Origin of the sequence: Polaribacter sp. KT25b (genome assembly GCF_900105145.1) — a bacterium.
Classification (GTDB): domain Bacteria; phylum Bacteroidota; class Bacteroidia; order Flavobacteriales; family Flavobacteriaceae; genus Polaribacter.
The window spans coordinates 3,378,357-3,392,153 of the sequence record NZ_LT629752.1 but is presented as its reverse complement, the minus strand read 5'-3'; the positions used below and the strand labels follow the sequence as shown (position 1 = coordinate 3,392,153).

Genomic DNA, 13,797 nt, shown 5'->3' with positions numbered 1-13,797 from the left:
TTTTTGTGTATTACCCCAACCAACCATCTCTATCTAAACTTCTATATTGTATAGCTTCAGAAATATGATCTGGAGAAATATCGTTAGAATTGCCTAAATCTGCAATGGTTCTAGAAACTTTTAAGATCCTGTCATACGCTCTTGCAGAAAGGTTTAGTTTTTCCATGGCAGTTTTTAAAAGTGATAGACTTTCTGGAGATAATTTACAAAACTCACGAATTTGTTTTACATTCATTTGTGCATTATAATGTACGTTTTCAAAGCCTTTAAAACGTACTGATTGTATTTCTCGAGCTTCTGTAACTCGTTTTCTAATTGCTACAGATGATTCTCCTTTTCGTTTTTCAGTTAATTTTTCGAACGGAACGGGAGTTACTTCTATGTGAATATCAATTCGGTCTAATAAAGGACCAGAAATCTTACTTAAATAGCGCTGCATTTCTTGTGGCGAAGAGGTCATTGGTGAACTAGGATCGTTAAAATATCCAGAAGGACTTGGATTCATACTTGCAACCAACATAAAACTACATGGATAGGTTACTGTAAATTTAGCTCTAGAAATCGTAACATCTCGATCTTCTAAAGGCTGACGCATAACTTCTAAAACAGTGCGTTTAAATTCTGGTAATTCGTCTAAAAATAAAACACCATTATGTGATAAAGATATTTCTCCTGGCTGTGGATATTGTCCGCCGCCAACTAAAGCAACATCAGAAATGGTGTGATGCGGACTTCTAAAAGGTCTTTGAAATAGTAATCCGTTATTTTTTGTTTTACCAACTACAGAATGAATTTTTGTAGTTTCTAATGCTTCATGTAAAGTCATTGGTGGTAAAATACTTGGTAACCTTTTTGCTAACATTGTTTTTCCTGATCCTGGAGGACCAATTAAAATAATATTATGTCCGCCAGCTGCAGCAATTTCCATACAACGTTTTATAGATTCTTGTCCTTTTACATCATAAAAATCAAATTCTGGAAAATCGATGTTTTTATAAAATTCTGCTCTTGTATCTACAATTGTAGGTTCAATCTTTTTATCATCATTAAAATGATTGATAACTTCCATAATATTTTCTACTCCTAAAACTTCTAGATTGTCTACAATTGCAGCCTCTTTAGCATTTTCTTTAGGTAAAATAAAATATTTGTAACCTTCTTCTCTTGCTTTTATGGCAATTGGTAAGGCGCCTTTTATAGGTTGTAAACTTCCATCCAAAGAAAGCTCTCCCATAATAATATATTCGTGAATATTTGTAGATTTTATTTGATTAGAAGCAGTAAGAATTCCCATTGCTAAAGTTAAATCGTAAGCAGCACCTTCTTTTCTAATATCTGCAGGAGCCATATTTATGATGATTTTTTTACCAGGAAGTTTGTAGTTATTGTTGTTAAGTGCAGCAGAAATTCGATAAGAACTTTCGCTCACTGCTTTATCTGGCAAACCAACTAAATGGTATCCAATTCCTTTATCAATATTAACTTCTACAGTAATTGTGGTGGCTTCAATGCCAAAAACGGCTGAGCCATAAACTTTAACAAGCATTTTTTTTCTTTAAAGATAAAGAAACTTAACGAATAAAAAAATGCGAGCAAAATATTTTGCTCGCATTTTATACTAAACTTTTAGTTTTATTTGTTATTTCTACTTTCGAAGAAATGTAATTTTATGTTAAGCAGAGTTTCTACTTGCGTTAATATTACCAAATAAAGAACGCATTACCATTTTTTCGTAAATCTCAATTTCTTTCTCATTTCCTTCTGTTTTTTGAAGTTCTTGAATTTTCTTTAAAGCAAATTGTTGAATTGTTAACAAAGGTAAAACAATGTCTTCTCTAATGGCAATAGATGCTTTTCCTACTGGGTGATTTTCCATCAATTCTGTATGTCCTGCAAGTTTTAATAACAAACGTTTTGTGGTTTTGTATTCTTCATGAATCAATTGCCAGAATTCACCAAAAACAGGGTCATCTGCCATATAAGAAGTTAAGCCAAAGAACGATTTGGTTAAACTCATCATACTATTTTCTAGTAAGGTTTTAAAGAAATCAGACTCGTTGTAAAAGTCAACAATTTCATCAAATCTACCTTCGTCTTCATATTTTTTTAATGCAGTTCCTACACCGTAAAAACCTGGTACATTTTGTTTTAATTGACTCCAACTACCAACAAAAGGAATTGCTCTTAATGCAGAAAAATCTAAAGTATCAGAAGTTGAACGTTTACTAGGTCTACTACCAATATTGGTTTTAGCATAGTATTTTAACGTACTCATTTTTTCTAAATACGGTAAAAATTGTGGATGATTTTTAAAATCGACATAGGTTTTATAACTTAATGAAGCTAAATCTTCAATAATTTTTCTGTCTTTATCATTTAACTGATCTTTAGTAAACATGTCGTTTTTAATACCAGAACTTAATAATTGTTCTAAGTTATATTGCGAAGAATCTAAAGTTCCGAAATTAGAACTAATTGTTTGACCTTGAATTGTTAGCTGAATTTCTTTGTCTTCAATTGTTGGACCTAAAGAAGCATAAAATTTATGTGTTTTTCCTCCTCCTCTTGCTGGTGGTCCTCCACGTCCGTCAAAGAAAATTACATCAATATCAAATTCTCTAGAAACTTTTGTAAGCGCTTCTTTTGCTTTAAAAATTCCCCAGTTTGCCATTAAATATCCACCATCTTTTGTTCCATCAGAAAAACCTAACATAATAGTTTGCTTGTTTTTTCTTTTGGTTAAATGATATCTGTAAGCGTTATTTGTGTATAAAGTGCGCATTACGTCACTAGAGTTTTCTAAATCTTCTACAGTTTCAAAAAGCGGAATTACATCAACCGGTAATTCGTTTTCAAAGCCACATAAATGTAACATTGCAAAGGTTTGCATCACGTTTAATGCACTTTGATTATTACTAATAATATATCTGTTAGCACCACGTTCTCCATTTCTTTGTTGAATGGTTTTTAATGCATAAATAGATTCAATTGTTTTTACAGACATTTCATCTGTTAAAATTTTAGGATCAATATTACCTTTTACTAATGATAAAATTGCAATCTGTTCATCTTCTGATAAACGATGATAATTTTCTGGAAAAGTAGTGTCTCCAGTTGCAATTAAATCTGTTACAATTTGTGTAAATGCTTTATGATGAACTCTGCTATCTTGTCTAATATCTAGTGTTGCAAAGTGAAAACCAAAGATTCTAACTTTGTTTATAAAGTCGTTTAATTCTTCTACAAATAAAGATTGATGTTTGTTAATTACAATTTCTCTTGCAGCATAAAGTTCTTCTAAAAGAATTTTTTGAGAAAAATTAACTTTTGCATAACTTCTAACAACGTGTTTGTACAAACGTTTTTCTAAGCCAGCTAAAATTTCATGAACACCATCAAAAGTAAAACGTCTTTTTAAACGTCTTATATCTCTGTAATAATTTCTTAAAATGGTTTGACGCAATCTTTCTGCAACATCTAACGTAATTTGTGTTGTTACAAAAGGATTACCATCTCTATCGCCACCAGGCCAAAAACCAAGATCTATAATCTCGTTGTTCATTGTGCCGCCATCATATATATTTTGTTGAATATAATTGTATATTTTACTTACAGAGTGATAAAACACATTTTCTAAATACCAAATTAAACTTACCGCTTCATCAAAAGGTGTAGGTTTCGATTTTTTGTAAAATGGTGTTTTTCCTAATTGTGCCAATAATTTTTTAATAAGTAATAAATCATTATTTTGAATGGCTTTGTCTAAATCTGTAATAATACCTAAAACAGAACCAGGATAAAACTGTGTAGGATGCGCAGTTAAAACAATACGTACTTTAAAATCTTCTAAGTGTTTTTTTAAGTCTTCTTTTTTACCATTTAATATTGCCGTTTCTCTAGAGTTACGAAGTGTACCAAAACCATCCATATTATTTACAATAGGAAAAGCTGCATCTTCAACGGCATCAAATAAAACTACTTGTCGCTCGATGTATTGTATAAGTTGAAAGAGTAAATCTATTTTATCATTTTCTGTAGGATTTTGATCGTCTTCTGCAGGATTTTCTAAATATTTCTTAAAAAATTTTTCTACAATTTCTGATGGATTTAATCCTTTTTTAAATCCTTTATTACAAATTTTATGAAAAAGAGGTAATAAAACCCCAGTATTGTTAATGGTATCAAAAGGAAGTGTGATAAAAATACTGTTGTAAATTTGATATTTTGACAGTACATTATCGTTAAATCTTGTTATTTTTGGGAATCCAGACATTTCTTCAAATATTTATGATGTGAATTTACAAAAAAGCAAAAATAAAGAACCTAGGTTTTTGAGAATAATCGTTTAAATAATTGCGAAAACGATATAAATTTAATACGATTTTTTCTAAATGTATAAATTTTGATGAAGCCTCTTGTTTTTTATCTTTTTTAAAATAAATTTACGGTTGTAAATTGTGTTGTTGGTTTTGTAAATTCCAACGAGTTGGATCGTTTTTAAGCAAAAAACCTTTTAATAAATTTCTATCTTGATATCTTTGATAATCATCATAAATAAAAGCCGATGGTGTTTTACCTATATCTTTAAAATCAATAGAAAATTGATTTAAATCTAAATTAATAGCATCAACAAAAACAAAGCTGAAATTGGCTAATTTCAGCTTTTTATTTATTGCAGAGAAACTATTTTTGTCATTAGATAAAGCCGAAAAAGTATAAATACTTGCTGGTTTTTTTAATAAATTTTTATCAGATTTTTGTGCATTTATAGAAATACTAAAAAGAAAAAAGAATGCAATAAAAAAGTGTATATTTCTCATAATATTAGCCGTTTTAAGTTAATTTTAAAACACGACTAAATATACAATTATTTTTTATTAAAAGCCTGTAAACCTTCTTGCAGCCAATTATAAAATGTATCTCTATCGGTATATTGTTGTGTGTTATTTAAAACCTCTAAATCTGGACTTAATAAAACATAAAAAGGTTGTGATGCGTTTTTAAAATTTATTACCTGAAAAGTAGACCATTTATCACCTACAGTTTCTATCTTTTTAACCTTTCCGTTTTTCTTTAAAAAATCGAATTGTTCTTCTTTTGGTAACTCTTTTTCGTTGTCATCAATATATAGAGAAATTAAAATATAATCGTCTTTTAATGTTTGATAAATGTCTGGTTCGCTCCAAACATTTTCTTCCATTTTTCTACAATTTACACAAGCCCAACCTGTAAAATCTAATAAAATTGGTTTGTTAGTTTCTTTAGCAGCAGCAAGACCTTCGTCAAAATCTTTGTAGCAATTTAAGCCTAAAGGACAATTGCTTTCTTGCTCGTAAATACTATAAAATTGTGGAGGTGGAAATCCACTTAATAAGCTTAAATTCCAAGTAGGATTTTTTAAAACTCCAGGAGAAATATAAATAATAAAAGAGATGATTAAAACGCCAAATGAAATTCTAGAAAATGATAATTTTTTGATTGGAGAATCATGCGGGAATTTAATTTTTGCAAATAAATACAAGGCTAAACCTATGAAGATTACAACCCAAATACCTATAAAAACTTCACGTTTTAATAAATCCCAATGTGCCACTAAATCTGCATTTGATAAAAATTTAAATGCCAAAGCTAATTCTAAAAAACCTAAAACAACTTTGGTTGTATTTAACCATCCGCCAGATTTTGGTAAAGAGTTTAACCAACTAGGAAACAGTGCAAATAAAGCAAAAGGTAATGCTAAAGCCAAGCCAAAACCAGTCATTCCTGCGGTTAATTGTGTTGCGCCTCCATCCGAAGTTAAAGAACCTGCAAGCAATGAACCTAAAATTGGTCCTGTACAAGAAAATGAAACAATTGCTAAGGTTAAAGCCATGAAGAAAATTCCAATAATTCCGCCAACAGAAGAAGCCGAATCCATTTTGTTTCCCCAAGAACTTGGTAATGTTATTTCGTAAAATCCGAAGAAAGAAAACGCAAAAAAGACTAAAACCACAAAAAAGAACATATTTAGCCAAACATTTGTAGAAATTGTGTTTAAAATTTCTGGATCTAAATTATCTAAAAAATGAAAAGGGAGACTTAATAAAATGTAAATTAAAACAATAAAAACGCCGTATAAAATGGCATTAAAAACCCCTTTCTTTTTATTTTTTGATTGTTTTGTAAAAAATGAAACCGTTAAAGGAATCATTGGGAAAACACAAGGCGTTAAAAGGGCTAATAAACCACCAACAAATCCTAAGAAAAAGATACTGAATAATCCATTAGAACTTTCAGATTCTTTTTCTGTAGAATTTTTTAAAAGTGATGTGTTTTTTAAATTAAGCTGTAATTTATTGGTAAGATTTTTACTTTTATCATCAATAGAAACTTTCTCTTTTATGGTGTTTCCTGATAAAGAAAAACTAAAATCTTCATCAATATTTATACAAGCAGTTTCACAAACTTGACCAAAGAAATTTAATTTTATCTGTGTAATATCTTTGTTTGTAAGTTCAATTCTTTGTGTAATAAGTGCCTTTTCTTTAAATACAATTTCTACTTTCTCCCAAATATCAGAATATTTTTTAAACGTATCTTTTTCGTCTGCTTTTCCTACTAATTTATAGCCAGTTTCACCTTGTTGAATTGTAATTTCTAAAGGTAAAGAAGCTTCATCAGGATTGTATTGCGAATATAAATACCAACCTTTAAAAAGTGTTGCGCTAAAAACAATATCATATTCGGTTTCTGATATTTTTTTTACAGAAGTCTCTATTTTTATAGGCTCATCTGCCGTTTGACTAAAAGTAGAAAAAGATAAAAATAAAACAAAGATTAAAAAGAATTGTTTCATAAAAGTGAACTAATTTGTGTTATTATATTTTTAATTCGTCAAATAATGCTATTAATTTTTCATTAGAAGGTCTTGGCGCATTTGCAGAAACAATATTTCCTTGCGGATCTAATAAAATAAAACGAGGAATTCCTTTAATTGAATAATCTTCAATAAATTGAGACTCCCAATTATTGTCTGCAAATAATTGAATTCCACCTAATTCTTTATCAACAATCATTTTTTTCCATTTTTCATGATCTGCTTCTTTATCAATAGAAATGCTTACAAACTCAATATTTTTACCGTGATATAACTTTTCGATCTTTTTTAAAAAAGGAATTTCGCCAATACAAGGTCCACACCACGTTGCCCAAATATCCATATACACATATTTCCCTTTTAAATCATCTAACGAAGTTGTGCCGCCAGCATTATTTTCATAATCTGTAAATTTTGGTGAAGCATTTCCTTTCGTTAACGTTTTTAAATTCCTATAAATTTCTGTTATTTTATCATTATTGTATTGATTTGTAGATGCTTTAGAATATAATGAATAATAATCTTCTAAATTTTTTGTAAACGTAATTCCATATTTTGCATCATCAAATAATAGCTTATTTCTAATTTTATCACTTTTAATAGTAGCTAAGGTTTTTAAGTATGCAATATCACGTTCTATAGAATCTGCTTTCACTAAATCTGCAGTTTCATTTTGGTAATTTTTTGTTACTAGACTTCTAAAATTAGAAGAGAACTGAAAATCGTTTTCATTTTCATAAGTAAGATCTTTTAATTTGCTTGTAATTTTGTCTGATGCTTTAAAGCCGCCTTTTATTTTTGCAAAATAAGTATGATAACTTTCGTAATTAGAGATTGTAGCTAAATATTCATAATTAATATTTGAAGTTTCATTTTTTATAAAACTTTCAGGTAAACTAGTAGCATTGTATAAAAAGTCTTCTTGTGCTTTTTTAACCTTTAAAACACTAGTAATAAAGTCGTCTTCGTTAAGAGAATATAAGTCTTCTGTGTTAAGTTTTATATCTTTATTATTGATTTTTTTCTCAACTAAATAAGTACTAATAGCACTATTATTGCCTGTGAAAGTTAAAGTTGAATCAACTTTATTAGCATCATAGCTAAAATTTAATTTATCGCCTTCTGTTAAAAAAAGACTTACATTATTTTTGCCTTGTATTAAATAGAATTGATTACCGTTATTAATTTTTACTGTATCTGTAAATTGACCATTTTCTAAAGTCAATTCTTTTTTGTCACTCCTCTCATAACTATTGTAAAGTGTAATTTTTTCTGATGCCGCATTTTCAATTTTACCAGATAAAATGGCATAATCTACTTTTACCTCTTGTTTACAAGAGAAAATTGTTAATGCAATAAAAAATAAGGCTAATTTTTTCATATTTGTGTTATTTAAGTTGGTTTTAATTTTCTTTTAGGCTGATTTTTAAATTATTTTCATTTACAAATCGTCTATCTTGTCTGTAATTTATTACCCAAATAATTTCATTTTCATTGTTACAAAGCAACCAAGTGTTTTCTTTTTCTAAAAGAGATAATTTCTCATCTTTAAAATATTTGCTTAATTTCTTTTTTCCTTGCATTCCTAACGGATAAAGATAGTCACCATTTTGCCATTTTCTTACGATAAGTGGATATTTTAACAAATCTTTATCAAGGTAAATGGTTTGTTTATTTTCTGTTGATTTTTGCTGAACATCCTCTAAAATCAAATGAATCGGATTTATAATCTCTTTTTCATCTTGATAAATAAAATAATGTTCATCTTGATGATTTTTATCCTCATCTGTTTTACTTAATAATAAAAACGCTCTGTCTTTTAATAACCTGTGGGTTTTAGAAAAAACTTGTTTTCCAGATTGTGCAGAAACTAAGTTGTAAACGTCGTTCCATTCTGTGAAGTTGTATTCTTTTAATAACTGATACAAATATGCTTTCGGACTTGAAAGTTGATTTAATTTATCAATATTTATTTTTGTTACTTCGAGAGCAGTTGAAACATCGGTTTCAATTACTTTTTGTGAAATATCAGCAATTTTATCTTCTATAATTTGTTTGCTTTCCTGTAAATTTTCTACTGTTTTTGCAAATGTTTTTAATAAATTAGGATTTATTTCCTTTAAAACTGGAAGAACTTTATGTCTAATTTTATTTCTGATATATTTTGTAGATGCATTACTTTTATCTTCTCGCCAATCAATATTATTTGCTTTTGCAAAAGCTAAAATTTCTTCTCTAGAAAAAGCTAAAAGCGGACGAACAATATTGCCATTAATTTTCGGAATTCCTGTAAAGCCATCTAAACCAGAACCACGAGTTAAATTAATTAAAAAAGTTTCTAAATTATCATCTGCGTGATGTGCAGTTAAAACATAATCAAAATTGTTTTTTTTGATGATTTTCTGAAACCAATTATAACGCAATTCTCTTGCTGCAATTTGTGTAGAAAGTTTGTTTTTTTGTGCAAATTCTTGAGTATTAAATTTTATTGTAAAAATCTGATTAGACGTTTTTTGTGCTAATGATTTTACAAATTCTTCATCTAAATCACTTTCTTTTTCGCGAAGTTTAAAGTTGCAATGCGCAAGTGAAATATCAAAATTTAAATCAGAAAATAAATGCGTTAAAACAACAGAATCAATTCCGCCAGAAATGGCAATTAATAGTTTTTTGTCCTTTAGAAAAGGAAAATTAAGATTGATATGTTCTTTAAATTTCTGAAGCATTTACGCTTCAAAAATACGGAATTTATAGTTGAGAATTTAGCCAATTAACAACATCTTGTAGCATTTCTTCTTTACATAAATCATTTTGTAATTCATGATAACCACCTTCGTATAATTTAAGAGTTGTTTTATCAGAATTATTGGCAAATTCTTGAGTTCCTTTATAATCAATTATTTTATCGTCCGTTCCATGTAAAAGTAACATTGGTGTTTGTAGTTTGCTAGCATTTTTAATTGCCCATTGTCCTGTTTCAATAAAGGTTAAAGAAAAATTAGGGCTAATTTTATTATGTACTAAAGGATCATGTACATATTTATTAACTTCAATTTTATCTCTAGAAACATCATTTGCATTCAATTCATTTCCCATGGTTATAGATGGCGCAATTTTTTGCAATAATTTGCCAACAATTAACTTAATTTTTGGTGGCTGAAAAGCTAGTTTTAAAAACGGACTTGTAGCAATAATTCCTTTTAAATTATGTTTTTTTCTGATAGAATAATTAATAACAACATTTCCGCCCATAGAATGCCCATATAAAAAAACAGGTTTGTTTGGATACAATTCTTTTGCTTTTTCAATCGTTTTTGAAACACTTTCTAAAACCGCTTCAAAGTTTGGATTATGACCACGTTTACCAGAAGTTTTTCCATGACCAAAATGATCAAAAGCAACAACAGAAAAATCATTTTCATTTAATTTTTTTGCAACATGTTTATAGCGCCCAGAATGTTCTCCCATTCCGTGAACCAAAACAACAACAGCTTTTGTTCTTTTTGCCTCCCAAACTTGGCCGTAAAAAGTGGTCTTGTAAATGTTAAGATTAAATTCTTTGTGCATTTGTTTAATCTGGTTTTTCTAAAACGGATTGTATAGAATTGGCAATGTCTTTTGCGTAAAGAGAAATTTGTTCGCTAGCCGTAGAAATATCATCAGTTTTTTCTATTAAAGCAGGGCTAATTTTTAAGGCAATTTCTATAACTAGTTTTTTGTAATCTTTCTCTGATAATTTAATATTCATCTTGTTTTTTTGCCAAATTACAAGATAAATGCTTTTAAAATTACAAAGAAAAAATAAGAAAACATTAAATTATCGTAAACTTATTTTTACTTTTCATAAAGGATATGCTATTGCTTTTTTAACCAAACCCTAATTTCTTTGCGTAAAGAAACTTCTGGTTTAGGTAACGGAATGGATTTTCCAAATTGTTTACTTCTGTTAAACTTAGAGAACGTTATTTTTAGTTGTTTCCATTCTGCAGGATATACTTCTAAAAACGTATTGAACATATTTTGTTCTGTTTGTTTTTCTTGAATTTTATCAAAAATAAGTTTAAATTTTTCCTCTTGATCTATTATCATTTAGTAAATATATAAAATAGATTTCGCTAATTTAATAAAGTTAAAAAAAGATTTTTTATTTAGAATTTAATAGCACATATTTCATTGCTTTTGCTTTTAATAAACATTCTTCATATTCTTTTTCTACAATAGATTTTGCTGTAATTGCGCCACCAACCGAATATGAAATGTATTTTTTTTCTTCATTGTAAAGAATACTTCTAATAATTACATTAAAATCAAAATCGCCATTTGGTGTAAAATATCCAACAGAACCAGAGTATAAACCACGTTTTGTTTCTTCTAATTCTTCAATAATTTTCATTGCAGAAAATTTTGGTGCTCCTGTCATACTTCCCATCGGGAAAGTGCTTTTAATAATGTCTACAGGATGCGTGTTTTCTTCAACTGTAGAAACTACTGTAGAAATCATTTGATGCACTTGTTTAAAAGTATATACTTTGCAAAGTTCTTCTACTTTTACACTGCCTTTTTTTGCTGATTTAGATAAATCATTTCTAACCAAATCTACAATCATTACATTTTCTGCACGCTCTTTAATGTCTCTAGATAAATCTGATGCAATTTTAGCGTCATCAATCTCACTTAGTAAACGTTTTGCAGTTCCTTTTATAGGTTGCGATATAATTTTTGTTCCTTCTTTTTTAATATATCTTTCAGGTGAAGCAGATAAAATATACTGATGTTCATTTTTAAAAAAAGTTGCAAAAGGAGGCTCAGAAATTTTATTTAAATGATTGTAAACTTCCAACGGATTTATAGTGCTATTTTCTGCGTAAAATTCTTGACAAAAGTTAGCTTCGTAAAGATCCCCTCTTTTAATATCTTGTAGCAGTTTTGTTACTTTTTGATGATATTCATCTTTATGAATTCTTAGTTTTATTTTGATATCATTTTCAGATTTTTGGATTTTTGGATTTTTAGATTTTTGGATTTCTTCAAAATCACTTTCAATCTCATCATCAACCATTTTTAAATAATTGAATTCAATATCATTTCCTTTGATAAGAAAAAGTTTCTGAGGTTGAAAAAAATACAAATCGGCAAAATCTAAACCATCAAAATTTTTGGAAGAAAGTTGTTCAACATCATTTTTAACATCATAAGAAATGTATCCAAAAATATAATCGTTAGTTATAGTTTGATATTCTTTTAGTTTCTCAAAAGCGTTATAATAATCAGTTTTAATTGCTGTAAATTCATCAGCAGCTAAAGCACAATCAAAACTAGAATACTGTTGTTTATAGTTGTTAGAATCTAGCCATAAAACAGTATCAAATTGTTGAGACCAAGCCAATAAATTTTGTTTGAATTTATCAATATCATCAACAGAAAAAGTTTGGATTGTTCTTTGCATAATTGCCGCAAAAATACTTGAAAGTTTTCTAAATAAAAAAGACCTCACAAGTTTTTAAAACCTGTGAGGTCTAATATAAGATAAATAATTTTATGCGTTTAATGGTTTTCCATCCCAAGCAGCTTTTGCAGCTTCTTTAACAGCTTCTGAATATGTTGGATGACCATGACAAATTCTTGCTAAATCTTCTGCCGAAGCTCTATATTCCATAGCAACTGCAGCTTCCATAATTAAATCTGCAACACGCGCACCAACCATATGAACTCCTAAAATTTCATCAGTATTTTTATCTGCTAAAACTTTTACAAAACCATCTATATCTCCACTTGCTCTAGACCTTCCTAAAGCTCTCATAGAAAATTTACCAGATTTATAATCAATTTTAGCGTCTTTTAATTCTTGTTCTGTTTTACCAACTGCAGCAACTTCTGGCCAAGTGTACACAATTCCAGGAATTAAATTATAATCAATATGTGGTTTTTCGCCAGCTAAAAATTCTGCAACAACAACACCTTCTTCTTCTGCTTTATGTGCTAACATTGCGCCTTTAACAACATCTCCAATTGCATAAATATTAGCAATATTTGTTTGTAAATGATCATTTACATCAATTTGTCCTCTTTCTGAAACTTTAACACCTGCTTTTTCTAAGCCTAAACCTTCTGTATACGGTTTTCTACCAACAGCAACTAAACAATAATCTCCAGTAAAAGTAACTTCTTCGCCTTTTTTATTGTTTGCTTTTACAATTACTTCATCACCATTTCTTTCAACAGAAGTAACACCTGTGCTTACGTTAAACTTCATTCCTTGTTTCTTTAAAACTTTTTGAAGTTCTTTAGAAACATCAGCATCCATAGTTGGTGTAATTTTTGGAGCATATTCTACAACGGTAACATCTGCGCCCAAACGTTTGTATACAGAACCTAATTCTAAACCAATAACTCCACCACCAATTACCAATAAATGTTTAGGAACTTCTTTTAATTCTAAAGCTTCTGTAGAGGTAATTATGCGTTCTTTATCAATAGAAATAAAAGGCAAAGTAGATGGTTTTGAGCCAGTTGCTATAATAATATTTATTCCTTCAATTATTTCTGATGAACCATCATTTTTAGTAATTTTAACATGAGTTGCATCTTCAAAAGAACCTAAGCCTTCATAAACATCAACTTTATTTTTGTCCATTAGGTATTTAATTCCGCCTGTTGTTGTTTCTACAACTTTTGCTTTTCTTTCAACCATTTTTGCGAAATCGAAAGAAGGCTTTTCTACTGTAATTCCATGTTCTTCAAAATGATGAACAGCATCATAATAATGGTGAGAAGAATCGAGTAAAGCTTTAGAAGGAATGCATCCAACATTTAAACAAGTTCCTCCTAAAGTTGAATATTTTTCAATAATTGCTACTTTTTTTCCTAATTGAGAAGCTCTAACTGCAGCAATATATCCTCCAGGTCCAGAACCAATAACAATAATATCGTATTTCATGTTT

The 13,797-nt window shown here is 28.9% G+C and carries 11 protein-coding genes; all 11 read right to left on the bottom strand.

Translation table 11 applies throughout. The features are described from left to right. Window positions 1-10 precede the first annotated feature (10 nt). The gene (locus BLT70_RS14655; protein ID WP_091895960.1) at window positions 11-1,546 is read right to left on the bottom strand and encodes a YifB family Mg chelatase-like AAA ATPase; all 1,536 of its coding nucleotides are present in this window, start codon (window positions 1,544-1,546) and stop codon (window positions 11-13) included. Window positions 1,547-1,672: 126 nt separating this feature from the next. Continuing rightward, the gene (locus BLT70_RS14650; protein ID WP_091895957.1) at window positions 1,673-4,273 is read right to left on the bottom strand and encodes a phosphoenolpyruvate carboxylase; all 2,601 of its coding nucleotides are present in this window, start codon (window positions 4,271-4,273) and stop codon (window positions 1,673-1,675) included. A 169-nt stretch (window positions 4,274-4,442) separates the two neighbouring features. Beyond that, window positions 4,443-4,820: a hypothetical protein gene (locus BLT70_RS14645; RefSeq protein ID WP_091895955.1), complete on the bottom strand. Its 378-nt coding sequence runs from the start codon at window positions 4,818-4,820 to the stop codon at window positions 4,443-4,445. A 47-nt stretch (window positions 4,821-4,867) separates the two neighbouring features. Continuing rightward, window positions 4,868-6,835 carry a protein-disulfide reductase DsbD gene (locus BLT70_RS14640; RefSeq protein WP_091895952.1) on the bottom strand — a complete coding sequence of 656 codons (1,968 nt, stop codon included), beginning with the start codon at window positions 6,833-6,835 and terminating at the stop codon, window positions 4,868-4,870. A gap of 22 nt (window positions 6,836-6,857) precedes the next feature. After that, window positions 6,858-8,237 (bottom strand): TlpA disulfide reductase family protein, encoded by a 1,380-nt coding sequence (locus BLT70_RS14635; RefSeq protein ID WP_091895949.1) that lies wholly within the window; start codon window positions 8,235-8,237, stop codon window positions 6,858-6,860. 22 nt (window positions 8,238-8,259) lie between these two features. Beyond that, the gene (gene tilS / locus BLT70_RS14630) at window positions 8,260-9,582 is read right to left on the bottom strand and encodes a tRNA lysidine(34) synthetase TilS (RefSeq protein WP_091895946.1); all 1,323 of its coding nucleotides are present in this window, start codon (window positions 9,580-9,582) and stop codon (window positions 8,260-8,262) included. Between the two features lie 22 nt (window positions 9,583-9,604). Next, on the bottom strand, window positions 9,605-10,423 hold the full coding sequence (locus BLT70_RS14625; protein WP_091895943.1) for an alpha/beta hydrolase: 819 nt from the start codon (window positions 10,421-10,423) through the stop codon (window positions 9,605-9,607). Between the two features lie 4 nt (window positions 10,424-10,427). Next, window positions 10,428-10,604 carry a hypothetical protein gene (locus tag BLT70_RS17180; RefSeq protein ID WP_157691915.1) on the bottom strand — a complete coding sequence of 59 codons (177 nt, stop codon included), beginning with the start codon at window positions 10,602-10,604 and terminating at the stop codon, window positions 10,428-10,430. A gap of 107 nt (window positions 10,605-10,711) precedes the next feature. Further along, the gene (locus tag BLT70_RS14620; protein ID WP_091895940.1) at window positions 10,712-10,945 is read right to left on the bottom strand and encodes a hypothetical protein; all 234 of its coding nucleotides are present in this window, start codon (window positions 10,943-10,945) and stop codon (window positions 10,712-10,714) included. Window positions 10,946-11,000: 55 nt separating this feature from the next. Beyond that, the gene (locus tag BLT70_RS14615; protein ID WP_091895937.1) at window positions 11,001-12,302 is read right to left on the bottom strand and encodes an anthranilate synthase component I family protein; all 1,302 of its coding nucleotides are present in this window, start codon (window positions 12,300-12,302) and stop codon (window positions 11,001-11,003) included. A 90-nt stretch (window positions 12,303-12,392) separates the two neighbouring features. After that, the gene (gene lpdA, locus BLT70_RS14610; RefSeq protein WP_091895935.1) at window positions 12,393-13,793 is read right to left on the bottom strand and encodes a dihydrolipoyl dehydrogenase; all 1,401 of its coding nucleotides are present in this window, start codon (window positions 13,791-13,793) and stop codon (window positions 12,393-12,395) included. Between the last annotated feature and the right edge of the window lie 4 nt (window positions 13,794-13,797).

Bases quoted from the DNA above. Each gene is read 5' to 3' on its own strand.
- BLT70_RS14655 (WP_091895960.1), bottom strand. From the start codon at position 1,546: ATGCTTGTTAAAGTTTATGGCTCAGCCGTTTTTGGCATTGAAGCCACC.
- BLT70_RS14650 (WP_091895957.1), bottom strand. From the start codon at position 4,273: ATGTCTGGATTCCCAAAAATAACAAGATTTAACGATAATGTACTGTCA.
- BLT70_RS14645 (WP_091895955.1), bottom strand. From the start codon at position 4,820: ATGAGAAATATACACTTTTTTATTGCATTCTTTTTTCTTTTTAGTATT.
- BLT70_RS14640 (WP_091895952.1), bottom strand. From the start codon at position 6,835: ATGAAACAATTCTTTTTAATCTTTGTTTTATTTTTATCTTTTTCTACT.
- BLT70_RS14635 (WP_091895949.1), bottom strand. From the start codon at position 8,237: ATGAAAAAATTAGCCTTATTTTTTATTGCATTAACAATTTTCTCTTGT.
- tilS (WP_091895946.1), bottom strand. From the start codon at position 9,582: ATGCTTCAGAAATTTAAAGAACATATCAATCTTAATTTTCCTTTTCTA.
- BLT70_RS14625 (WP_091895943.1), bottom strand. From the start codon at position 10,423: ATGCACAAAGAATTTAATCTTAACATTTACAAGACCACTTTTTACGGC.
- BLT70_RS17180 (WP_157691915.1), bottom strand. From the start codon at position 10,604: ATGAATATTAAATTATCAGAGAAAGATTACAAAAAACTAGTTATAGAA.
- BLT70_RS14620 (WP_091895940.1), bottom strand. From the start codon at position 10,945: ATGATAATAGATCAAGAGGAAAAATTTAAACTTATTTTTGATAAAATT.
- BLT70_RS14615 (WP_091895937.1), bottom strand. From the start codon at position 12,302: ATGCAAAGAACAATCCAAACTTTTTCTGTTGATGATATTGATAAATTC.
- lpdA (WP_091895935.1), bottom strand. From the start codon at position 13,793: ATGAAATACGATATTATTGTTATTGGTTCTGGACCTGGAGGATATATT.